General features: G+C 72.2%; 19 protein-coding genes and 1 tRNA gene. 9 read left to right on the top strand and 11 right to left on the bottom strand.

From position 1 onward, the window contains the following. Positions 1-2: 2 nt before the first annotated feature. Positions 3-788: a ferritin-like domain-containing protein gene (locus ACIGEZ_RS10200; protein WP_399828352.1), complete on the bottom strand. Its 786-nt coding sequence runs from the start codon at positions 786-788 to the stop codon at positions 3-5. A gap of 257 nt (positions 789-1,045) precedes the next feature. Further along, positions 1,046-2,095 carry an LLM class F420-dependent oxidoreductase gene (locus ACIGEZ_RS10205; RefSeq protein WP_399828354.1) on the bottom strand — a complete coding sequence of 350 codons (1,050 nt, stop codon included), beginning with the start codon at positions 2,093-2,095 and terminating at the stop codon, positions 1,046-1,048. A 163-nt stretch (positions 2,096-2,258) separates the two neighbouring features. Here ACIGEZ_RS10205 and ACIGEZ_RS10210 point away from each other — a divergent pair, with 163 nt between their 5' ends. Both ACIGEZ_RS10210 and ACIGEZ_RS10215 read left to right on the top strand, forming a co-directional pair. Next, entirely contained in the window at positions 2,259-3,236 is a 978-nt protein-coding gene (locus ACIGEZ_RS10210; protein WP_399828356.1) for an aldo/keto reductase, read from the top strand. Then, entirely contained in the window at positions 3,233-5,380 is a 2,148-nt protein-coding gene (locus ACIGEZ_RS10215) for a helix-hairpin-helix domain-containing protein (protein WP_399828359.1), read from the top strand. Before ACIGEZ_RS10210 ends, ACIGEZ_RS10215 begins: the two co-directional genes overlap by 4 nt. A gap of 72 nt (positions 5,381-5,452) precedes the next feature. Here ACIGEZ_RS10215 and ACIGEZ_RS10220 read toward each other — a convergent pair whose 3' ends face one another. After that, complete coding sequence (locus ACIGEZ_RS10220; RefSeq protein WP_399828361.1) at positions 5,453-6,085, bottom strand: hypothetical protein; 633 nt, start codon at positions 6,083-6,085, stop codon at positions 5,453-5,455. 47 nt (positions 6,086-6,132) lie between these two features. On the opposite strand from ACIGEZ_RS10220, the gene ACIGEZ_RS10225 reads away from it, so the two are divergent. Beyond that, a complete protein-coding gene (locus tag ACIGEZ_RS10225) occupies positions 6,133-6,321 on the top strand; it encodes a DUF5703 family protein (protein WP_399828364.1) in 189 nt (62 codons plus the stop codon). A 49-nt stretch (positions 6,322-6,370) separates the two neighbouring features. On the opposite strand, the gene ACIGEZ_RS10230 is transcribed toward ACIGEZ_RS10225, so the two are convergent. From ACIGEZ_RS10230 to ACIGEZ_RS10240, 3 genes are all read right to left on the bottom strand, one after another. Continuing rightward, on the bottom strand, positions 6,371-7,213 hold the full coding sequence (locus ACIGEZ_RS10230) for a chaplin (RefSeq protein WP_399828366.1): 843 nt from the start codon (positions 7,211-7,213) through the stop codon (positions 6,371-6,373). 111 nt (positions 7,214-7,324) lie between these two features. Further along, entirely contained in the window at positions 7,325-7,558 is a 234-nt protein-coding gene (chpH, locus tag ACIGEZ_RS10235; RefSeq protein ID WP_383561159.1) for a chaplin ChpH, read from the bottom strand. A 147-nt stretch (positions 7,559-7,705) separates the two neighbouring features. Next, a complete protein-coding gene (locus ACIGEZ_RS10240) occupies positions 7,706-9,034 on the bottom strand; it encodes a M20/M25/M40 family metallo-hydrolase (RefSeq protein ID WP_399828369.1) in 1,329 nt (442 codons plus the stop codon). A gap of 143 nt (positions 9,035-9,177) precedes the next feature. On the opposite strand from ACIGEZ_RS10240, the gene ACIGEZ_RS10245 reads away from it, so the two are divergent. Continuing rightward, positions 9,178-9,265: transfer RNA gene (locus tag ACIGEZ_RS10245), tRNA-Leu, on the top strand. A gap of 95 nt (positions 9,266-9,360) precedes the next feature. Continuing rightward, entirely contained in the window at positions 9,361-10,290 is a 930-nt protein-coding gene (locus ACIGEZ_RS10250) for an RluA family pseudouridine synthase (protein ID WP_399828371.1), read from the top strand. Here ACIGEZ_RS10250 and ACIGEZ_RS10255 read toward each other — a convergent pair. Together ACIGEZ_RS10255 and ACIGEZ_RS10260 are read right to left on the bottom strand one after the other, a co-directional pair. Further along, positions 10,274-10,903, bottom strand: coding sequence for an MBL fold metallo-hydrolase (locus ACIGEZ_RS10255; RefSeq protein ID WP_399828374.1), 630 nt, complete (start codon positions 10,901-10,903; stop codon positions 10,274-10,276). The two genes, ACIGEZ_RS10250 and ACIGEZ_RS10255, sit on opposite strands and share 17 nt — an antisense overlap. Next, positions 10,903-11,988, bottom strand: a complete 1,086-nt coding sequence (locus ACIGEZ_RS10260) for an S-(hydroxymethyl)mycothiol dehydrogenase (RefSeq protein WP_399828376.1) — start codon at positions 11,986-11,988, stop codon at positions 10,903-10,905. Before ACIGEZ_RS10260 ends, ACIGEZ_RS10255 begins: the two co-directional genes overlap by 1 nt. Positions 11,989-12,127: 139 nt before the next feature. On the opposite strand from ACIGEZ_RS10260, the gene phsA reads away from it, so the two are divergent. Beyond that, a complete protein-coding gene (phsA, locus tag ACIGEZ_RS10265) occupies positions 12,128-14,032 on the top strand; it encodes an O-aminophenol oxidase PhsA (protein WP_399828378.1) in 1,905 nt (634 codons plus the stop codon). Positions 14,033-14,112: 80 nt separating this feature from the next. Here phsA and ACIGEZ_RS10270 read toward each other — a convergent pair whose 3' ends face one another. Together ACIGEZ_RS10270 and ACIGEZ_RS10275 are read right to left on the bottom strand one after the other, a co-directional pair. Continuing rightward, positions 14,113-15,582 (bottom strand): amino acid permease, encoded by a 1,470-nt coding sequence (locus ACIGEZ_RS10270; RefSeq protein ID WP_399828380.1) that lies wholly within the window; start codon positions 15,580-15,582, stop codon positions 14,113-14,115. 186 nt (positions 15,583-15,768) lie between these two features. Then, positions 15,769-16,470, bottom strand: a complete 702-nt coding sequence (locus ACIGEZ_RS10275) for a FadR/GntR family transcriptional regulator (protein ID WP_399828382.1) — start codon at positions 16,468-16,470, stop codon at positions 15,769-15,771. Positions 16,471-16,616: 146 nt separating this feature from the next. Here ACIGEZ_RS10275 and ACIGEZ_RS10280 point away from each other — a divergent pair, with 146 nt between their 5' ends. Continuing rightward, positions 16,617-17,135: a gluconokinase gene (locus ACIGEZ_RS10280; RefSeq protein ID WP_399828385.1), complete on the top strand. Its 519-nt coding sequence runs from the start codon at positions 16,617-16,619 to the stop codon at positions 17,133-17,135. A gap of 32 nt (positions 17,136-17,167) precedes the next feature. Further along, positions 17,168-18,565 carry a gluconate:H+ symporter gene (locus ACIGEZ_RS10285; RefSeq protein ID WP_399828387.1) on the top strand — a complete coding sequence of 466 codons (1,398 nt, stop codon included), beginning with the start codon at positions 17,168-17,170 and terminating at the stop codon, positions 18,563-18,565. Positions 18,566-18,747: 182 nt separating this feature from the next. On the opposite strand, the gene ACIGEZ_RS10290 is transcribed toward ACIGEZ_RS10285, so the two are convergent. After that, positions 18,748-20,412 carry an FAD-binding dehydrogenase gene (locus ACIGEZ_RS10290; RefSeq protein ID WP_399828390.1) on the bottom strand — a complete coding sequence of 555 codons (1,665 nt, stop codon included), beginning with the start codon at positions 20,410-20,412 and terminating at the stop codon, positions 18,748-18,750. A 94-nt stretch (positions 20,413-20,506) separates the two neighbouring features. Here ACIGEZ_RS10290 and ACIGEZ_RS10295 point away from each other — a divergent pair, with 94 nt between their 5' ends. After that, positions 20,507-21,160, top strand: a complete 654-nt coding sequence (locus ACIGEZ_RS10295; RefSeq protein WP_399828393.1) for a TetR/AcrR family transcriptional regulator — start codon at positions 20,507-20,509, stop codon at positions 21,158-21,160. The last annotated feature ends 61 nt before the right edge of the window (positions 21,161-21,221 follow it).

Here is a 21,221-nt window from a genome sequence, read left to right on the forward strand (position 1 = left end):
TCTCAGAAGGCGGGGGCCGGGGCCGCGGGTCCGCCGAGGGCGTCGCGCCGCTCGGGCATCTTGAGGTCGACCATCCGGTGCCAGCCGGCCGCCCGCTCGTAGGCGTACATGCCGTGGATTCCGGCGGTGAGAGCGGCGGCCTTGGCCCTCGGCCAGCGCAGGATGCGGCCCATGTGGCTCATCACGGCGAGGCTGACGTCCCGGTAGACCCTGATCTCGGTGAGTGCGCACTCGCGCAGGACGCCGTGGATGAGCCGGCCGTGCCCCGCGTAGTTGAGGCGGAGCAGTTCCTCGTGGCAGTAGGCGAGGTGGTTGGACTCGTCGTGGTCGATCATGTGGATGGCCTTGCCCAGCTCGGGGTGGTCGCCGAAGTACTTGACCAGCATGTCCATCTGGTCGGCCGCCCGCTGCTCGGTGACCCGGCTGTGGCTGAGGTAGACCACGATGTCCTGCTCGCTCAGCGGCTCATCGCGGCGCAGCTTGTCGTGGGCGAGGCCGATCCCGCGCTGTTCGAGCAGCATGGTGTAGTCGGTCTCGGGCGGTACGGGGACGGGCTCGAGGCCGCGCTTCTTCAGCAGGGCGTTGAAGATCCGGCCGTGTTTGTCCTCGTCGGCGCCGTGCCGGGTGATCTTGGGCGCGAGGTCCCGCATGCCGGGGGCGACGAGCGCCGCGATCCGGCCGTTCTCCCAGCCGCCCTGGGCCTCGCCGCTGGCGGCGATGGAACAGAAGAGCTGGAACGACTCGTCGTTGTCGATGATTTCCTGGAACAGGCTCTTGGCCGACAGCATGGCTGCACCTCCATGCGGACGTCCGCCTTCCGCACGCCCGTGAAGTACGAGTCAAATGCCGCCCGGCCGGGCGGGCAACAGGAGGCCGCGGGGACTGGGCCGAACGACGTACACGGGCGGTGCGGAAGTCGTGCCGCAAGTGGCGCGGCGGGGCGCGTAACCCGCAGGCGCGCTCGGGCGTTGTGCTGCGTGACGGCCGTGGCGGGGAAGACCCCCCGAGCCCCCACCACGGCCGCAGACCTCTTCAGGCGTCCGGGTTACGCGAGCCCCGCCCGCTCCAGCGCCTCCACACCCGCCCTGAGGGCCGCCAGCCTCTCGTCCAGGGTGAAGCCGGCCGGGGCGAGGGTCAGGGTGGTGACCCCGGCGGCCGCGTAGGCCGTCATCCGGTCGGCGATCCGGTCGACGGAGCCGAGCAGGGTGGTCTGGTCGATCAGCTGGCGCGGTACGGCCGCGGCGGCGCCGTCCTTGTCGCCGGCCAGGTACTTGTCCTGGATCTCGGCGGCGGCCTTCTCGTAGCCCATGCGCTGGGCGAGCTGGTTGTAGAAGTTCTGCTTGCGGCTGCCCATGCCGCCGACGTAGAGGGCGGTGTAAGGGCGGAAGATGTCGGCCAGCGCGTCGATGTCGTCGCCGAGGGCGAGCGGCAGGGTGGGGTGGACGTCGAAGCCCTCGAGGGTGAGTCCGGCCTTCTCACGGCCCGCCCTGATGTGGCGCAGGGCGGTCTCCTCCAGGTGCTCGGCGGCGGGGAAGATCAGCAGGGCGCCGTCGGCGATCTCGCCGGTCTGCTCCAGGTTCTTCGGTCCGATGGCCGCGATGTAGAGCGGGATGTGCGGGCGGGTCGGGTGGACCGTGAGCTTGATGGGCTTGCCCGGGCCGTCCGGCAGCGGCAGCGTCCAGTGCTCACCCGCGTAGGTGAGGCGCTCGCGGGTCATGGCCTTGCGGACGATCTCGACGTACTCACGGGTGCGGGCGAGCGGCTTGTCGAACTTGACGCCGTACCAGCCCTCGGAGACCTGCGGGCCGGAGACGCCGATGCCGAGGCGGAAGCGGCCGCCGGACAGCGAGTCGAGGGTGGCGGCCGTCATGGCGGTCATCGCCGGCTGGCGGGCCGGGATCTGCATGATCGCCGAGCCGACGTCGATCCGCTCCGTCTTGGCGGCGACCCAGGAGAGCACGGTGGGGGCGTCGGAGCCGTACGCCTCCGCCGCCCAGCACACGTCGTAGCCGAGGCGGTCCGCCTCCTGGGCCACGGCGAGGTTGTCGCCGTCCATGCCCGCGCCCCAGTAGCCGAGGTTGATGCCGAGCCGCATGCCACGTACCCCTTACCCATCGGTAACGTCCCTGTGTCCGGGACTCTAGCGCGCGGTCCTGCCGTTCGTCAGGAGCCGGACGGGGCCCGGTGGGGAACCGGCCGGTGGACGGGTTGTCCACAGGCTCTCTCCGCGTGGTGCCGTGGCCAGTACTCTCGCGGCCATGGAGCAGAGGCATCTCGGACGCACCGGCCTGCGCGTGTCCCGCATCGGGCTCGGCACCCTCACCTGGGGCCGCGACACCGACGAGCACGACGCCGCCGAGCAGTTGAAGACGTTCTGGGACGCGGGCGGCACCCTCGTCGACACCGCGGACGTGTACGGGGGCGGCGAGGCCGAGTATCTGCTCGGGCGGTTCCTGGACGTCCTGGTGCCGCGCCGCGACCTGGTCATCTCGACCAAGGCGGGCAGCGTCCCCGACCCGGACCGCCGCACGGACGGCTCGCGCGGACACCTCCTTGCCGCGCTCGACGCCTCCCTCGCCCGGCTCGGCACGGACCACGTGGACCTGTGGCACCTGCACGCCTTCGACCCGTACACGCCGCTGGAGGAGTCGCTGCAGGCCCTCGACATCGCCGTCCGCAGCGGCCGGGCGCGGTACGCGGGCGTCTCCGACTTCTGCGGCTGGCAGCTGGCCAAGGCCGCCACCTGGCAGCTCGGCGGGGACCGGACCCGGCTCGCCGGCGCGCAGATGGAGTACTCGCTGCTCCAGCGGGGCATCGAGCGCGAGGTGCTGCCGGCAGCGCTCGACCTCGGCATCGGCCTGCTGCCCTCCTCGCCGCTGGGCCGCGGGGTGCTCACCGGCAAGTACCGCCACGGCACCCCGGCGGACTCGCGCGGCGGCTCCGAGGCGATGGCCCCGTTCGTGGAGCCGTATCTGGACGACGCGGCGGGCCGGATCGTCGACGCGGTCGCGACCGCCGCCGACGGCCTCGCGACCACCCCGCTCCAGGTGGCCCTCGCGTGGGTCCGCGACCGCCCCGGGGTGACCGCCCCGATCATCGGCGCGCGCAACGCGCAGCAGCTCACGGCCGCTTTGTCAGTGGAGAGCCTTAGTCTTCCTGACGAGATCTGCCGGGCCCTCGACGACGTGTCGGCGCCCGTGCACCGCTATCCGGATCACGACTGGAGCACCTTGTGACCGAGCCTTCCGGGGAGACCATGCCCGAGGCCGCCGAACCCGCCGCCGACGCCGAGGAGGCGACCCCCGCGTCGCCGGGCGCCCAGGGGGAACCGGGCGACGCCGCGCCCCCGGCGGACGCGGGGTCCGAGGGCGAGGACGCCCAGGACGGGACGGACGGGCAGGACGGGCAGGACGTCGGGGCCGCGTCGGCCGAGTCGGCGGCGGAGGGCGAGGAGAAGGCCGAGGTCTCCGAGGCGCAGGCGGAGCTCGCCGCGCAGCGGGAGCTGCGGGCCCGGATCGAGCAGCGCAAGGCCGAGCGGGCGGCGCCCGTCGAGGCGGGCGCGAAGCTGAGCGGGACCGCGGCCGATCTGCTCGCGGCGGTACGGGCCGTGGAGAGCGGCGCGAAGCCGGTCGCGGCACCCCGGGCCGGGGTTCCGGCGCCGGCGCGACCCGCCCCGGAGGTGACGGTGCGACCGCCGGTACGCGAGGCGCCCGTGGTGACGGAGGAGACGACGACCGGCGTGCGGCAGGTGCTCGCACGCGGCGGGGCGCCCGAGGGGCTGGCCGGGCAGGTCGCCACGGTGCTCGGAGAGGGCGCCGCCCGGGCCCTCACCGAGGATCCGTGGCAGCTGCTCGCGGTGCCCGGGGTGCGGCCCGAGCAGGCGGACGGCTTCGCGCGGGCCCTGCTCGGCGCGGAGTGCGGGCCCGGCGACCCGCGGCGCACCGTCGCGCTGGCCGCCTGGCTCCTGGAGCAGGCCGCGCTGAAGGGGCACACGGCCCTGGAGATCGGTGCCGTTCGGGACGGGCTCGGCAAGCTGTCGGTGCCCGAGCCCGACAAGGCGGTCGAGCTGGCCATCTCCGAGGCCGCGGTGCTGGTCTTCCAGGAGGAGGAGCCGGAGGACGCGGAGGACGCGGAGGACGCGGAAGCCGCCGAGCAGGAGCAGCGGCCGCTGGCTCCCGTGCTGCTCGGACTCGAGCGGTTCGCCCTCGCGGAGGAGAGCCTCGCCGACGGACTCGCCCGCCTGATCCGCACGGTCGAGGCGGCCGAGTGGGACGGCCCTGAGCTGGCCCGCGCGGCCGGTGCGCACGGGCTCGTCCTGCACACCGGCGGCGAGGCCGCCCGGGCCGAACCCCTCGCGCTCGCCGCGGCGGCCCGGGAGCGGGGCCTGCGGGTCGCCGTCGCGGCCCACACGGCCCGCGCGGGCGCGGTGCCGGTGGCCGCGCTGCTGTCCGGCGCGACCGGACCGGGCCGCGACGAGGACGGCGCCCTCGCCCTGGACCTCCTCGTCGTCCTGGACGCGCCGCAGCTCGACGTCGAGAGCGCCGCGCTGCTCGTCGAGGCCCTGCCCGACGGCTGCCGGCTCGTCCTCGGCGGCGACCCACACGTCCTCGGCTCGGCCGGCCCGGGCCGGGTCTTCGCCGACCTGCTCGCCGCCCGCGTCGCCCCGCAGATCGCCTCCCGGACGCCCGACCCCGGCCCGATCGGCGAGCTGGTCTCGGGCATCGGCGCCGGCGAGCTGACCCAGGTGGACGCCCCCGGCAAGGAGGTCGTGATCGTCCCGGTGCGGGACGCGGGCGAGGCCGTGCACCGCACGGTCCAGCTGGTCGCCGACTCGATCCCGCGGGCGTTCGGCCTGCCGGCCGAGCAGACCCAGGTCATCACGGTCGGCCACGGCGGCTCCGCCGGCACCCGCGCCCTCAACGCGGCCCTCAAGCAGCGGCTCAACCCCGGCCCCGGCCGCTTCGGCGGCTACGACCCGGGCGACCGGGTGGCCCACTCCCCCGCGCCGGGCCGGTGCGTGACGGGCACGGTCGTCTCGGCGGACGCCGAGGGCCTGCACCTGGAGTCCGGGGGCGAGCGGATCGTCGTACCGAAGGAGCGGGTCGAGTCCTCGCTGCGGCACGGCTGGGCGCTGACCGCGCACCAGGCGGCCGGGACGCGCTGGCCCGCCGCGGTCGTGGTGCTGCCCGGGGACGCGGCCGCCGGCCTCAGCCGGGCCTGGGTGTACACGGCGTTCGGCCGGGCCGAGCGCCATCTGTCGGTCGTCCACGGCGTGGACCAGGCACTGCCGCGCGCGGTGGCCGAGGGCCGCGACCCGGAGCGTACGACCCGGCTGCGCCCGCTCCTTGAGGCGCTGCTCCACGAGGAAGAAGAGGCATAACGGGAGAAAGGAACAGGCGCCCCTCCTCATGGCCGCGTTGGCGAGCCGAAGAGAAGGGGCGCCCGTGGTCTCTCAGGCCCCGCGGGCCTGGTCCTCCAGGTCGTCGTCCGCCTCGTCGTCGAAGACGGAGCTGATGTCGAAGCGGCACACGATCCGCTCCGGATCGGCGTGGTCGAAGGGGGCGGGCAGCCACTCCCCCGGCTCGGGCAGCTCCTCCGCCGCCTCGACCCAGAGCGTGGAGTCGCCCTCTTCGAGTCCGAATTCCTTGTGACGGGACGCGATTTCGTCAGGTTCGTACTCGCCGAAGAGCACGCCGAGGGCGGCATGGGCCGTGCCGGCGCCGTCCTCCTCCCGGTCGACGGCCGCGATGCGCTGGGCCTGGGCGATGAGGCGCTGCGGTTCCACCACCGCGTAGTCGCGGCGGATCAGCACGCTGAGGGCGTGTGGCTCCTCGGGTCCCGCATAGGGCGGCAGCGAGTCGTCGGCGCCGGGGATCTCGAAGGGGGTGACCTCGTCGTACCGGTCGTAGAGACGTTCGTCGTACGCCTCCGCCGCCGCGGCGAGCGCGTTGAAGGCCTCGTAGACGGCCGGGTCGTCGTCCCCGGTGCGGCGTTCGACCGCCGCGAGGTGACGGTCCAGTGCGGCTTTGACCGCCTCGGCGGCGGCGCGTACCTCGGCAGCGGTGGGCTGCGCAGCATCAGACATAGGACAGACGCTATCCGTACCGGGCCCTTGGCCGCACAATAGATGCGATGCCGGAATACGAATTTGTCGACGTGTACGTGCCGCGCGGCGTCTCCCGCAAGGAGGCGACGCGGCTGCTGACCGACCATGCCGAGTACGGACACTGGGAGTTGGACCGACTGACCCTGCACCGGGACGGGAGTCGCAGAGTGCGGCTGCGCCGGCGCATCATCCGTCAGATCCGCGCCACCTGGTGAGACGCAGAAGGGGCCCCGCGATGCGGGGCCCCTGCCGTTTCGGTACGGATCAGGCGCTACGGCGGGACCGGCGGTAGATCACGGAACCGGCCAGCAGCATGGCCGCGCCGGCCGGGGCGACCAGACCGAGCGGCCCGGCGCCGGTGTGCGCGAGCTCCTCGGCGGGCGGGGTCTGGGTGACCGTGTGCGTACCCGGAGTGTTCGGCCCTTGCGGGTGGCCGGGGGTGCCGGGGTGCTCGCCGCCTTCGTTGCCGGGGGTGCCGGGCGTACCCGGGGTGCCGGGATTCCCGGGCGTACCCGGATTGCCGGGGTTACCCGGGTTGCCGGGGTTCCCCGGGTTCCCCGGATTTCCAGGGTTCCCCGGCTCGCCCGGGTTTCCCGGATTCCCCGGCTCCCCCGGATTCCCCGGATTTCCGGGGTTCCCCGGCTCCCCCGGCGGCGTCGGCTCGATGCCGTTCCCGCAGTCGTTGCCCGTGGCCGCGTTGCCGAGGCCGATGCCCGTGACACTGTTGCCGCAGACGTTGACCGGGGCGTCCACCGGCACCGAGACGTGGTTGCCGGAGCCGATGCCCGGCGAGTGCGCGGCGTGGCCGCCGGCGGAAGAGCCGCCGCCGGAGTCGCCGTAGCCGCCCGAACGGCTCACGTTGGCGCACTTGTTGCCGAACGCCGGGTTCATCAGTCCGACGACGTTGACGGTGTTGCCGCAGGCGTTGACCGGCGCGTGGACCGGCACCTGGACGGTGTTGCCGGACGCGACGCCCGGCGAGTGGGACGCCGCACCGCTCGCGCCCGCGTCCGCTTGGGCGTAACCGCCACCGAGGGCGATCATGCCGCCGGCCGCGGCGACGGTGGCGAGGCTCTTGCGGGTGATGATGCGTGTGACCTGTCGCATAGCTTGGTTCCCTGCTACTCGGCTCGTGAGAAATGGCCACCGGCCCCGGAGTGCATGGCGCGCACTCCGGGGCCGGCCTTGGCTCAGACCCTCAGGGGTCGAGGCGCAACGTCAGGCGTTGATGCAGGTGTTGCCGAAGGTGGGGTTCAGCAGCCCGATCACGGAGACCGTGTTGCCGCACACGTTCACGGGGATGTGAACCGGCACCTGGACGACGTTGCCCGAGAGCACACCAGGGGAACCGATGGCGGCACCCTGGGCACCCGAGTCGGCAACGGCCATGCCCGCACCCGCGAGAACCAGACCGCCAGTGGCAGCCGCAGCAGCGACGACCTTCTTGATCATTATTCCTCCTTGTTGGCAATGCGGTCCCAGCCGCGGACCGCACCACCTGTAACGAGGGGGAACTTTGGGGGCTACGAGCCCATCCGTGCATTCACTCTTTCCGGTCACGCACGGACAGGCGGTCGAATCCAGTGCCCCCGCGGCGCCTCAGGAGGCGTCGATGAAGCGGTCGAGGACCCGGACGCCGAACTTCAGGCCGTCCACCGGCACCCGCTCGTCCACGCCGTGGAACATCCCGGCGAAGTCGAGCTCGGGCGGCAGCTGGAGCGGCGCGAATCCGAAGCAGCGGATGCCGAGGTCGTCGAAGGACTTGGCGTCGGTGCCGCCGGAGAGCATGTACGGCACGGCGCGCGCGATCGGGTCCTCGGCGCGCAGAGCCAGCTGCATGGCGTCGACCAGGTCGCCGTCGAAGCTGGTCTCCAGGGCCTTGTCGCCGTGCACGTCCTCGCGCTTGACCCGGGGGCCGAGGATCCGGTCGAGGTCGGCCAGGAACTCCTCCTCGTAACCGGGCAGGAAGCGGCCGTCGACGTGCGCGGTGGCCTGGCCGGGGATGACGTTGACCTTGTAGCCGGCGCCGAGCATGGTCGGGGCGGCGGAGTTGCGCAGGGTGGCGCCGACCATCTTGGCGATGCCGCCGAGCTTGGCGAGCGTGGCGTCCATGTCCTCGGGGTCGAGGGGGGTGCCGAGCGCGTCCGAGAGCTCGTCCAGGAAGGACCGTACGGTCTTGGTGACCCTCACCGGCCACTGGTGGCGGCCGAGCCGGCCCACGGCCTCGCAGAGCTCCGTGATGGCGTTGTCGTTGTTGGTCATCGAGCCGTGGCCGGCCGTGCCCTCGACGGTCAGCCGCATCCAGTGCATGCCCTTCTGGGCGGTCTCGACCAGGTAGAGGCGGAGGTTCTCGTTGACGGTGAAGGAGAAGCCGCCGACCTCGCCGATCGCCTCGGTCACCCCGTCGAAGAGATCGCGGTGCTTGTCGACGAGGTGGCGGGCGCCGTACGTGCCGCCCGCCTCCTCGTCGGCGAGGAAGGCGAGGACGATGTCGCGCGGGGGCTTGCGGCCGCTGCGCAGCCGGTCGCGGACGACCGCGAGGGTCATCGCGTCCATGTCCTTCATGTCGACGGCGCCGCGGCCCCAGACGCAGCCGTCGGCCACCTCGCCGGAGAAGGGGTGGTGGGTCCAGTCCTCGGCGTTGGCCGGGACGACATCGGTGTGGCCGTGGATCAGCAGGGCGGGGCGGGACGGGTCCTCGCCCTCGATCCGGGCGACGGTGGAGGCCCGCCCCTTGTGCGACTCGATGATCTTCGGCTCGAGTCCGACCTCCGCGAGCTTCTCGGCGACGTACTCGGCCGCCGCGCGCTCTCCCGGGCCGGAGTGGTCGCCGTAGTTGCTGGTGTCGATGCGGATGAGGTCACGGCAGAGGTCCACGACCTCGTCCTCGCCGGTGACCTTTCGTGCCGCGGTGTTCGACTCGCTCACGCTGCTTCCTCCCACTACGTGCCCCACGTGATGACTGGTGGTCGCCCCCATCCTCGCGCGACGGGGTGGTGATCGACCACCTCGAATGTTTGCTATGGTTTTCCTCGTCGGAACGGCCCAGGGGCCGGAAAGACAGACACCTTGTCCGGGTGGCGGAATGGCAGACGCGCTAGCTTGAGGTGCTAGTGCCCTTTATCGGGCGTGGGGGTTCAAGTCCCCCCTCGGACACCACACGGAGTCCCGGTCGAGATCATCTCGACCGGGACTTCCGCGTATCCCGGGGCGAGATCCGGGAGCGAGACCCCGGAGCACGGCGAGGCGGAACGGTGAGAAGGCGAACCAAGGCACCGGCCGCGCCGCTGCCGCAGCGGGACGGGATCGACCCGGCGCGGGTGAGGCTCCCGGAGGACCCCGAGGGACTCTGGGCGACCGTCGGCGAGCACCTGATCGAGCGGTACGGACGGGCCGTCGGCGTCGCACGGGTCGAGGAGATGCTGCGCGAGGGCCGGTTCGTCGGCGCCGACGGCCTGGCCGTCGCCGGGGACGAGCCGTACGCGGCGGGGCGGTACCTGTGGTTCCACCGGGACTTTCCGGCCGAGGAGCGGGTGCCGTTCGAGATCGGCGTGGTGTACCGGGACGAGCGGATCGTGGTCGCGGACAAGCCGCACTTCCTGGCCACGATGCCGCGGGGCCGGCATGTGACCGAGACGGCGCTGGCGCGGCTGCGGCGGGAGCTCGGCCTGCCGGCCCTGCAGCCCGCGCACCGGCTCGACCGGCTGACCGCGGGACTCGTGCTCTTCGTCGTACGGCCGGAGGACCGAGGGGCGTACCAGACGCTGTTCCGGGACCGGCGGGTGCGCAAGGAGTACGAGGCGGTGGCCCCGTACGACCCCGGGGTGGAGCTGCCGGTGACTGTGCGCAGCCGGATCGAGAAGGAGCGCGGGGTGATGGCCGCCCGGGAGGTGCCTGGCGAGCCGAACAGCGAGAGCCGGATCGAGCTGGTGGAGCGGCGGGGCGGGCTCGCCCGCTACCGGCTGGTGCCGGAGACCGGGCGGACCCATCAGCTGCGGGTGCACATGAACGCCCTCGGGCTGCCGATCCTGCACGACCCGGTGTATCCGGTCGTGCGGGAGGACGGGCCGGAGGACTACGGACGGCCACTGCAACTGCTGGCGCGGACGCTGGAGTTCACCGACCCGTTCACGGGTTCCCCGCGGCGTTTCGGGAGCCGGCTGCGGCTCAGTGGCCTCGACTGATCCACTCCTGGAGGTGCGGGGCCTCGGCGCCGATCGTGGTGGTGTCGCCGTGGCCGGTGCGGACCACCGTCTCGGGCGGCAGGGTGAGGAGCCTGGTCCGGATCGAGTCGACGATGGTCGGGAAGTCGGAGAACGACCGTCCGGTGGCGCCCGGACCGCCCCGGAAGAGGGTGTCCCCGGTGAAGACGGTCCCCAGGTCGGGGGCGTGCAGGCAGACGGCGCCGGGGGCGTGGCCGGGGGTGTGCAGGACGTGGAGGTCGGTCCCGGCGATGGTGAGGACCGAGCCGTCCGCGAGGTCGCCGTCCGGGGTGTGGTCGGGGTGGGTCAGCTTCCACAGCGGCTGGTCGGCGGGGTGGAGCAGGATCCGGGCGCCGGTGGCGGCGGCGAGGGCCGGGGCCGCGCCGATGTGGTCGTCGTGGGCGTGGGTGCAGACGATGGCGCGCAGGGCGCGGCCGTCGAGTGCGGCCAGGATGGCCTGGGCGTCATGGGCGGCGTCGATGACGACGGCCTCGGTGTCGTCGCCGACGATCCAGACGTTGTTGTCGACCTCCCAGGTGCCGCCGTCGAGGCTGAAGGTGCCGGAGGTGACCAGGTGGTCGATGCGGGCGGCCATCAGAGGACCACCACCGAGCGGAGCACGTCGCCCTCGTGCATGCGGGCGAACGCCTTCTCGACGTCGCCGAGTCCGATGGTCTCGGTGACGAAGGCGCCGAGGTCGATCCGGCCCTGCTGGTGCAGGTCGATCAGCATCGGGAAGTCGCGGGAGGGCAGGCAGTCGCCGTACCAGGAGGACTTCAGGGAGCCGCCGCGGCCGAAGACGTCGAGGAGCGGGAGTTCGAGCTTCATCTCGGGGGTGGGGACGCCGACGAGGACGACGGTGCCGGCCAGGTCGCGGGCGTAGAAGGCCTGCTCGTACGTCTCCGGGCGGCCGACGGCCTCGATGACGACGTCGGCGCCGAAGCCGCCGGTGAGTTCGCGGACGGCCTCGACGGGGTCGGCGGTACGGGAGTTCACGGTGTGGGTGGCGCCCATCTGCCGGGCCTTGTCCAGTTTGCGGTCGTCGATGTCGACGGCGATGATCCGGGCCGCGCCGGCGAGCCGGGAGCCGACGATCGCCGCGTCGCCGACGCCGCCGCAGCCGATGACGGCGACCGAGTCGCCGCGGCCGACGCCACCGGTGTTGATCGCCGCGCCGATGCCGGCCATCACGCCGCAGCCGAGCAGGCCGGCCACCTCGGGGGCGACGGCCGGGTCGACCTTGGTGCACTGGCCGGCGGCGACGAGGGTCTTCTCGGCGAAGGCGCCGATCCCGAGCGCCGGGGAGAGCTCGGTGCCGTCGAGCAGGGTCATTTTCTGGCCGGCGTTGTGCGTGGAGAAGCAGTACCAGGGGCGGCCGCGCAGACAGGCCCGGCAGTTGCCGCACACCGCACGCCAGTTGAGGATCACGAAGTCGCCGGGGGCGACGTCGGTCACGTTCGCGCCGACCGACTCCACGATTCCGGCGGCCTCGTGGCCGAGCAGGAAGGGGAACTCGTCGTTGATTCCGCCCTGCTTGTAGTGGAGGTCGGTGTGGCAGACGCCGCACGCCTGGATCTTCACGACGGCCTCACCGGGGCCGGGATCGGGGATCACGATCGTCTCGACCCGTACCGGCTCGTTCCTGCCGGGGGCGATGACCCCCTGGACCTGCTGCGCCATCGTGACTTCCCTTCCTCCGAAACGGTGATCCGCGTTACGGATGTGACGATATCGGCCAGGTTACGCGCAGCCCGGAACCTTCGCCCGGCCGCCGGAGTCCTTCCCCGTACAGGCAAGGTCACAGCCTCAGGGGGAAATGATGACGAGTGAACTCGAGCCTTATGCCGACGCGTTGACCGTGCCGCCGGTGATCCGGCCGGCGGAGGCCGACCCGGCGGACGGCCCTCAGGAGATCGAGATCGCGCTGCGGCCCACGTATGTGCGGATGCACCGTCAGTTACCGCCGACGCTGATGTGGGGCTACGAGGGCTCCGTCCCCGGTCCGACCATCGAGGTGCGGCGGGGTCAGCGGATCCGGATCGCGTGGACCAACCGGATCCCGAAGGGCAGTGAGTACCCGGTCACCGCGGTCGAGCTGCCGCGGACCGAGGGGGAGCCCGATCCGCACAACCGGCCGGGCCGCGAGGGCGCGGAGCCCGTCAAGGGGGTGGCGGAGCTGCCGGCCTGGTCGGTGACCCACGTGCACGGGGCGCAGACCGGCGGCGGGAACGACGGTTGGACGGACAACGCGGTCGGCTTCGGCGACGCGCAGCTGTCCGAGTACCCCAACGAGCACCAGGCGGTGCACTGGTGGTACCACGACCACGCCATGAACATCACCCGCTGGAACGTCTACGCGGGCCTGGTGGGCACCTATCTCGTCCGTGACGACGAGGAGGACGCGCTGGGCCTGCCGTCCGGGGAGCGGGAGCTGCCGCTGGTCCTGGCGGACCGGAACCTGGACCAGGACGAGGACGGGCGGCTCAACGGGCGGCTGCTGCACAAGACGACCAGCCTGATCGCGAGCCACCCGGAGACGGGCCGGCCGGTCGCGCTGCCGTTCTTCGGCCCGTACACGACGGTCAACGGCACGATCTGGCCGTATCTGGACGTCGAGGACGGCTGGTACCGCTTCCGGCTGGTGAACGCCTCCAACGCACGGACCTACGACCTCGTCCTCGTCGACGAGGACGACCGGCCGGTCGCCGGGGCGATGCACCAGATCGGCAGCGACGGCGGACTGCTGCCGCGGCCGGTGGCGGTGGATTTCGAGGACGGCGCGCCGCTGTCCATCTCCCCGGCCGAGCGCTTCGACCTGCTGATCGACTTCCGGGGGCTCGCGGGACGGAGCGTACGCCTGGTGAACCGGGCCCCGGGACGGGAGCCGGGAGAGCCGGACCCGGCGTTCAACGTGCCGTATCCGCAGGTGATGGAGTTCCGGGTGGGCGAGGGCGCCGAGGCCGACGGCTTCGAGCTGCCGGCGGTGCTCTCGGGCTCCTTCCGGCGTTACGACCACGGGCGGATCGAGCACGGCCACCGCCTGGTCGTGCTCACGCCGCCGGGGACGGTCGGGGGCGGCGGGCACCCGGAGATCTGGGAGATGGAGGAGGTCCCCGAGGGCCAGGGCGGCGACTTCCGGGTGCCGACGAACGGGGTGATCCAGGTCCAGGCCGCGGACGGGAAGGTGCGGACCTACCGGCGTACGGCCCGGACGTTCAACGACGGGCTCGGCTTCACCATCGGCGAGGGCTCGTACGAGCAGTGGTCGTTCCTCAACCTGGGTCCGGCGCCGGTGACGCACCCGATGCACGTCCACCTCGCGGACTTCCAGGTGATGGCTCGTGAGGCGTACGTGACCGACGCCTTCGACCCGGCGGTCGGCGGGACGCTGGCGCCGGTGCGCTACGACACGGAGCGGCCGCTGGCGGTGCCGGCCAACGAGCAGGGCTGGAAGGACGTGTTCCAGGTGCCGGGCGGGCAGCTGGTGAAGGTCCTCGGGCGGTTCGACGGCTCGTACGGCCGGTTCATGTACCACTGCCATCTGCTGGAGCACGAGGACATGGGCATGATGCGGCCGTTCGTGGTCGTACCGCCGGAGGTCCTGCCCTTCGACCACGCCGCGGGCCACGGGGGCGGACACGGCGGCGGCCACGGCGGCGGCCCGGGCGGAGGCCACGGCGGCGGCCCGGGCGGAGGTCACGGCGGCGGTCACGGCGGCCACTGAGTCCCGGAGACGGTGCGGCCCCCGCGAGCGGTGCGCTCGCGGGGGCCTGGCCCGTGGGGGGATCCGGGGGCTGGGGGAGGTCAGTCCCGGGGGGCCGCTTCTGAGGTCGCGCGGACGCGGCCGCGGACCAGGAACCAGCCGCCGACGAGCGCGGCCGCGATGAGCGGCAGGCAGGCGACGGTGGTGCGTCCGACGCCGCCGTCCATCCACATGAGGACCACGACGCTGGCGAGGAAGCCGAGGGTCACGACCTGGGTGTACGGGGCCCAGGGCAGGTTGTAGCCGGGGCGGGTGACCTTGCCCTGCTTGGCGGCGCGCCAGAAGAGCAGCGAGCAGACCATGATCATCGCCCAGGTGCCGATGATGCCGATGGAGGCGAAGTTCAGCACCAGCTCGAAGGCGTCGTCGGGCATCACGAAGTTGAGGCCGACACCGAGGATGCCGAAGCCCGCGGTGAGCAGGATGCCGCCGTAGGGGACACCGCCCTTGTTCATGACGCCGGTGAACTTGGGCGCCGAGCCGGACAGCGACATGGAGCGCAGGATGCGGCCGGTGGAGTAGAGGCCCGAGTTGAGGCTCGAGAGCGCGGCCGTGAGGACGACCAGGTTCATCACGCCGGCGGCGCCGGGGATGCCCAGCTTGTCGAAGACGGTGACGAACGGGCTCTGGTCGCCGGAGTAGGCGGTGTACGGGAGGATCAGCGCGAGCAGGATGACCGAGCCGACGTAGAACAGGCCGACGCGCCACATGATCGAGTTGATCGCCTTGGGCATGATCTTCTCGGGGTTCTCGGTCTCGCCGGCGGCGACGCCGCACAGCTCGACGGAGGCGTAGGCGAAGACGACGCCCTGGACGAGCAGCAGCATCGGCATGACGCCGTTGGGGAAGATGCCGCCGTTCTCGGTGATGTTGGCGAGACCCGGGGTGTGGCCGCCGACGTCGTGCGAGGTGACGACCAGGAAGATGCCGACGATCATGAAGGCGACCAGGGCGGCGACCTTGATGATCGCGAACCAGAACTCCATCTCGCCGAAGTACTTCACGGAGATGAGGTTGGCGGCGAGCACGATCGCGAGGGCGATCAGCGCGAGGATCCACTGCGGGATGTCGCTGAACATCGCCCAGAAGTGCGCGTAGGTGGCCGCGGCGGTGATGTCGGCGACGGCGGTGGTCGACCAGTTGAGGAAGTACAGCCAGCCGGCCGTGTAGGCGCCCTTCTCGCCCATGAACTCACGGGCGTAGGAGACGAAGGCGCCGGAGGAGGGGCGGTAGAGCACGAGCTCGCCGAGGGCACGGACCACGAAGAAGGCGAAGACGCCGCAGACCGCGTACGCGATGAAGAGGGACGGTCCGGCGTTGGCCATGCGGCCGCCGGCGCCGAGGAAGAGGCCGGTGCCGATCGCGCCGCCGATGGCGATCATGTTGATGTGCCGGGACTTGAGGTCCTTGCGGTATCCGGCGTCTCCGGCGTCGACGTGGGGGGACGCCGCTGAGCCGGAGGCCGCCGGGGTGGCGGACAGCGGGTCGGCCGCAGTGATGCGGTCACTCATGGAGTTGTTCGCCTTCGTGAGGGGGAGGGTGTGCGGTACCCGGCAGCGCGGGAGGTGGTCCCGGCGTTCGGCCAGCGGACATCCTCACCGCATCGTGCCGCCCCTGACAGTGGCCAATGTCACTGAAGGCCCGGATTTGAGCGACTTCTGAGGTTACGCGGGCGTAAACGGCCCGCAGCCCTGCCGCTACGGGGCGAGGACGTCCAGCTCCTTGAGGGCGCCGACCGCGATCTGGCGGGTCAGCTCCTCGGCGCGGGCCGCGTCCTTCTCCCGTACCGCCTCGGCGACCTGGACGTGCAGGGTGACCGCGGCCGGGTCGGGGTCCTCGAACATCACCTGGTGGTGGGTGCGGCCGGTCAGGACCTCGGCGACGACGTCCCCGAGCCGGGCGAACATCTCGTTGCCCGAGGCGTCGAGGACGACCCGGTGGAAGGCGATGTCGTGCACCAGGTACGCCTCCAGCTGACGGCCCCGCGAGGTGGCGACCATGCCGAGGGCCTGCTCGGTGAGCCGGCGGCACTGCTCGGGGGTGGCGTTCAGGGCCGCGAGTCCGGCGGCGACGGGCTCGATCGCTGAGCGCAGCACGGTGAGCGAGCGGAGCTGGCGGGGCCGGTCGGCGCCGGCCAGGCGCCAGCGGATGACCTGGGGGTCGTACACGTTCCACTGCTCGGTCGGCAGCACGATCACGCCGACCCGGCGGCGGGACTCGACGAGGTGCATGGACTCGAGCACGCGGACGACCTCGCGCACCACGGTGCGCGAGACGTCGAAGCGCTCGGCGAGCTCGTCGGTGCGCAGCACGCTGCCCGGCGGGTACTCCCCCGCGGTGATCGCGAGGCCCAGGGAGGCAAGGACGTGCGGATGGAGCCCCTGGGCCGGTGTCGTCATGGTGGCAAGCCTATGCGCGATCACGTGGGTGATCACACCGGGAATCAAAAGTACGACTTTTTAGTCACAGCCTCTTGAATACGTCGTACCCAATGGGTTTCATATGCGCGACGGATCGATGTCGAAGAAGACAGCGAGGCACCCCCATGAGCACCACCCCCGAGGCCCTGGTCGTCGTCGTGATGGGCGTCGCCGGGACCGGCAAGACCACGATCGGCCCCCTGGTCGCCGAGGCGCTCGGCCTCCCGTACGCGGAGGGCGACGACTTCCACCCGGCGGCCAACGTGGCCAAGATGTCGGCCGGCATCCCCCTGGACGACACCGACCGCGAGCCCTGGCTCGACGCGATCGGGAACTGGGCGCACGACCGGGCGGGGCTCGGCGGCGTGGTGAGCAGCTCCGCCCTGAAGCGGAGTTACCGGGACCGGCTGCGCGCCGCGGCCCCCGGTGTGGTCTTCCTCCATCTGACCGGTGACCGGGAGCTCATCGAGAAGCGGATGGGGGCCCGCAAGGGCCACTTCATGCCGACCGCGCTCCTCGACTCCCAGTTCGCCACCCTGCAGCCGCTGCAGCAGGACGAGGCCGGCGTCGCCGTCGACGTCTCCGGCACGCCCGAAGACATCACCGCCCGGGCCGTCGCCGCGCTGCGCCGGCTCGCCCACTGACCCCCTGCCCCCTGACCCCCGAGGGACCCACCGTGACCAGTCTCAGCGTCGAGATCCTGGCAGCGGACGCCGCCGAACCGATCACCTCGGCAGGCAACGCCCAGCTCGGCATCGCCGTCCTCGCCGGCATCGCCGTCATCGTTCTGCTCATCACGAAGTTCAAGCTGCACGCCTTCCTCGCGCTGACCATCGGGTCGCTGGCGCTCGGCGCGTTCGCGGGTGCCCCGCTCGCGGACACCATCAAGTCCTTCACCGCGGGCCTCGGCGCCACCGTGGCCGGCGTCGGCGTCCTCATCGCCCTCGGCGCGATCCTCGGCAAGCTGCTCGCCGACTCGGGCGGCGCCGACCAGATCGTCGACACGATCCTGGCCAGGACCAGCGGACGGGCCATGCCGTGGGCGATGGTCCTGATCGCCTCCGTGATCGGTCTGCCGCTGTTCTTCGAGGTCGGCATCGTGCTGCTGATCCCGGTGGTGCTGCTGGTCGCCAAGCGCGGCAACTACTCGCTCATGCGGATCGGCATCCCGGCCCTCGCCGGCCTGTCCGTCATGCACGGGCTGATCCCGCCGCACCCCGGCCCGCTCGTCGCGATCGACGCGGTCGGCGCCAACCTGGGCATCACCCTCGCCCTCGGTCTCGTCGTCGCGATCCCGACCGTGATCATCGCCGGTCCGGTCTTCTCCCGGTTCGCGGCCCGCTGGGTCGACATCCCGGCCCCCGAGAAGATGATCCCGGTGCGCCCCTCGGAGGAGCTGGACAGGCGCCCCGGCTTCGGCATCACCGTGGCGACCGTGCTGCTGCCCGTCGTCCTGATGCTGGTGAAGGCGCTCGTCGACATCGTGGTCGACGACCCGGACAACGGCCTGCAGAAGGTCACCGACGTGATCGGCTCGCCGCTGATCGCGCTGCTCGCGGCCGTCATAGTCGCCCTGTTCACCCTCGGCCGGGCGGCCGGCTTCAGCAAGGAGCGGCTGTCGTCCACCGTCGAGAAGTCGCTCGCCCCGATCGCGGGCGTACTGCTGATCGTCGGCGCGGGCGGCGGCTTCAAGCAGACCCTGATCGACATCGGCGTCGGCCAGATGATCCTCGACTTCTCGAAGAACTGGTCGATCCCGGCCCTGCTGCTCGCCTGGCTGATCGCGGTCGCGATCCGGCTCGCGACGGGTTCGGCCACGGTGGCCACGATCTCGGCGGCCGGCCTGGTGGCCCCGCTCGCCGAGGGAATGCCGGCGGGCGAGGTGTCCCTCCTCGTCCTCGCGATCGGCGCCGGCTCGCTCTTCTTCAGTCACGTCAACGACGCCGGGTTCTGGCTGGTGAAGGAGTACTTCGGGATGAGCGTCGGCCAGACGGTCAAGACCTGGTCGGTGATGGAGACGATCATCTCGGTGGTCGGTATCGGCTGCGTGCTGCTCCTGTCGCTGGTGATCTAGCGACCGTGGGACGACTGCCTGCTTCCCCCCTCGAGCACCGGGAGCAGTCGTCCGGCGAAGCCCCGGACGTCGGCCGAGACCAAGCGTCTTGTCACACCGTCATCTTGCCCGTCGGGTCCGACAGTCCCGAGTCGGGGCCGGGTCGGGGCCGGGTCGGGCTCGGGTCAGGCCCGAGGCATGGCCTAGCCGACCGCCTTCGCCGCCGCCCTCCCCGCCGCCCGCCCCGAGAAGATGCAGCCGCCGAGGAAGGTGCCTTCGAGGGAGCGGTAGCCGTGGACTCCGCCGCCGCCGAAGCCGGCCGCCTCGCCTGCCGCGTACACGCCGGGCAGCGGTTCCCCCGAGTCCGTGAGGACGCGGGACGACAGGTCGGTCTCCAGGCCGCCGAGGGACTTGCGGGTGAGGATGTTCAGGCGTACGGCGATGAGGGGGCCGGCCTTCGGGTCGAGGATGCGGTGCGGGGGCGCCGTGCGGATCAGGCGGTCGCCCAGGTAGCGGCGGGCGCCGTGGATGGCGGTGACCTGGAGGTCCTTGGTGAAGGGGTTGGCGATCTCGCGGTCGCGGGCGGTGATCTCGCGGCGCAGGTCGGCCTCGTCGATCAGGTCCTCGCCGGTGACGCGGTTCATGCCGCGGACGAGCGCGGCGAGGTCCCGTTCGACCACGAAGTCCGCGCCGTGGTCCATGAAGGCCTTCACCGGCGCGGGGACGTCGGCGCGGGCGCGGCCGATGACGTCGCGGACGGACTTGCCGGTGAGGTCGGGGTTCTGCTCGGAGCCGGAGAGGGCGAACTCCTTGCCGATGATCTTCTGGTCGAGCACGAACCAGGTGTGGTCGTGGCCGGTCCGCATGATGTGTTCGAGGGTGCCGAGGGTGTCGAATCCGGGGAAGAGCGGTACGGGCAGCCGCTTGCCGGTGGCGTCGAGCCACAGGGAGGACGGGCCGGGCAGGATGCGGATGCCGTGGCGGGCCCAGATGGGGTTCCAGTTCTCGATGCCCTCGGTGTAGTGCCACATCCGGTCGCGGTTGATGTGGTGGGCGCCGGCGTCCTCGGCGATGCCGAGCATCAGCCCGTCGACGTGGGCGGGTACGCCGGAGAGCAGCCGGGCGGGCGGGGTGCCGAGGCGTTCGGGCCACTGCTTGCGGACCAGGTCGTGGTTGCCGCCGATGCCGCCGGAGGTGACGATCACCGCCTGGGCGCGGAGTTCGAACGTGCCGGTGGTCTCGCGGCTGCTCGCGGTGCCGCGCTCGGCGGTGGAGGGTGCCAGGATCTCGCCGCTCACGGTGTCGACCGCGCCGGCCGTGCGGCCGAGGGCCGTCACCCGGTGCCGGAAGCCGAAGCGGACCAGGCCACGCGCGACGCCCTCGCGCACCCGGCGCTCGAAGGGGGCGACGAGGCCGGGTCCGGTGCCCCAGGTGATGTGGAAGCGGGGTACGGAGTTGCCGTGGCCGTTCGCGTCGTAGCCGCCACGCTCGGCCCAGCCGACGACCGGGAAGAAGCGCACGCCCTGGGCGTGCAGCCAGGAGCGCTTCTCGCCGGCCGCGAAGTCGACGTACGCCTCGGCCCACTTCCTCGGCCACGCGTCCTCGGGGCGGTCGAAGCCGGCTGTGCCGAACCAGTCCTGGAGGGCCAGCGCGTGGCTGTCGCGGATCCGCATCCGGCGCTGCTCGGGCGAGTCGACGAGGAAGAGGCCGCCGAAGGACCAGTGCGCCTGGCCGCCGATCGACTGCTCGGGTTCCTGGTCGAGCAGGATGACCGAGCGGCCGGCGTCGACCAGCTCGGCGGTGGCGACGAGGCCGGCGAGGCCGGCCCCGATGACGATGACATCGGCGTCGTACGACTCATGAGGCATGCACCGCATCTTGGATACACCGATGTATCCAGTCAACGGTCCGGCCGGCTTCGCCTCCCTCCCGTTTTCTAATGCCGACCATTAATATGGGTCCATGGCAAGGACGTCAGGGCCCGAGACCCGGGAGAAGCTGATCCGTGCGGCCGAGGAGATCTTCGCCGCCCAGGGCGTCGACGGCGCCCAGCTGCGGGACATCGTGGCCCTGGCCGGGCAGGGCAACCCGTCCGCCGTGCAGTACCACTTCGGCTCCCGCGCCGGGCTGCTCGACTCCGTGATGGCCGGCCGCCAGCTCCGCACCGAGCAGGTGCTCGCCCCGCTCCTCGCCGCCGCCCCCGACGAGCCGCACGCGCTGATCGCCGCGCTGATCGCGGCCGAGGCGAGCGAGCTCGGCACCGACCGGGGCCGGCGCTGTCTGCGGATCTCCGCCCAGCTCAGTCACGAGAGCGGGGTCCGCACCCGCATCCCGCACCCCACGCTCGCGGGCAGCTGTTACTGGTCCCTGATCGAGCGGCTCGAGGCCTGCCTGGCCGCCGACGGGCTGCCGGAGCCGCTGCGCCTCGAGCGGCTCGATCTGGCGCTGACCGTGGTGGGCGCGGCCTTCGCCGACCGGGCCCGGCAGTACCTCGACGGCACCGAGCCCCTCACCGGTGAGGGGCTCTTCCTGGCCGACCTGGCCGAGACCACGACCGCGCTCCTCCGGGCCGCACCGCCCCGGAGCGTTCCCGGCGGCCCCGTAGCCCCGGAATGACCTCCCCGAACGCGTAGTGCCGGAATTCCCGGCCCCCCGGAACCCCCGGATGCCCCGGATG

The organism is Streptomyces sp. NPDC085481, from assembly GCF_044541845.1.
Taxonomy (GTDB): domain Bacteria; phylum Actinomycetota; class Actinomycetes; order Streptomycetales; family Streptomycetaceae; genus Streptomyces.

Excerpts from the sequence above, each read along its gene's own strand:
- ACIGEZ_RS10200 (WP_399828352.1), bottom strand. The coding sequence starts at position 788 with ATGCTGTCGGCCAAGAGCCTGTTCCAGGAAATCATCGACAACGACGAG.
- ACIGEZ_RS10205 (WP_399828354.1), bottom strand. The coding sequence starts at position 2,095 with ATGCGGCTCGGCATCAACCTCGGCTACTGGGGCGCGGGCATGGACGGC.
- ACIGEZ_RS10210 (WP_399828356.1), top strand. The coding sequence starts at position 2,259 with ATGGAGCAGAGGCATCTCGGACGCACCGGCCTGCGCGTGTCCCGCATC.
- ACIGEZ_RS10220 (WP_399828361.1), bottom strand. The coding sequence starts at position 6,085 with ATGTCTGATGCTGCGCAGCCCACCGCTGCCGAGGTACGCGCCGCCGCC.
- ACIGEZ_RS10225 (WP_399828364.1), top strand. The coding sequence starts at position 6,133 with ATGCCGGAATACGAATTTGTCGACGTGTACGTGCCGCGCGGCGTCTCC.
- ACIGEZ_RS10230 (WP_399828366.1), bottom strand. The coding sequence starts at position 7,213 with ATGCGACAGGTCACACGCATCATCACCCGCAAGAGCCTCGCCACCGTC.
- chpH (WP_383561159.1), bottom strand. The coding sequence starts at position 7,558 with ATGATCAAGAAGGTCGTCGCTGCTGCGGCTGCCACTGGCGGTCTGGTT.
- ACIGEZ_RS10255 (WP_399828374.1), bottom strand. The coding sequence starts at position 10,903 with ATGGCCGCCCGCATCGACCACCTGGTCACCTCCGGCACCTTCAGCCTC.
- ACIGEZ_RS10260 (WP_399828376.1), bottom strand. The coding sequence starts at position 11,988 with ATGGCGCAGCAGGTCCAGGGGGTCATCGCCCCCGGCAGGAACGAGCCG.
- phsA (WP_399828378.1), top strand. The coding sequence starts at position 12,128 with ATGACGAGTGAACTCGAGCCTTATGCCGACGCGTTGACCGTGCCGCCG.
- ACIGEZ_RS10270 (WP_399828380.1), bottom strand. The coding sequence starts at position 15,582 with ATGAGTGACCGCATCACTGCGGCCGACCCGCTGTCCGCCACCCCGGCG.
- ACIGEZ_RS10275 (WP_399828382.1), bottom strand. The coding sequence starts at position 16,470 with ATGACGACACCGGCCCAGGGGCTCCATCCGCACGTCCTTGCCTCCCTG.
- ACIGEZ_RS10280 (WP_399828385.1), top strand. The coding sequence starts at position 16,617 with ATGAGCACCACCCCCGAGGCCCTGGTCGTCGTCGTGATGGGCGTCGCC.
- ACIGEZ_RS10290 (WP_399828390.1), bottom strand. The coding sequence starts at position 20,412 with ATGCCTCATGAGTCGTACGACGCCGATGTCATCGTCATCGGGGCCGGC.
- ACIGEZ_RS10295 (WP_399828393.1), top strand. The coding sequence starts at position 20,507 with ATGGCAAGGACGTCAGGGCCCGAGACCCGGGAGAAGCTGATCCGTGCG.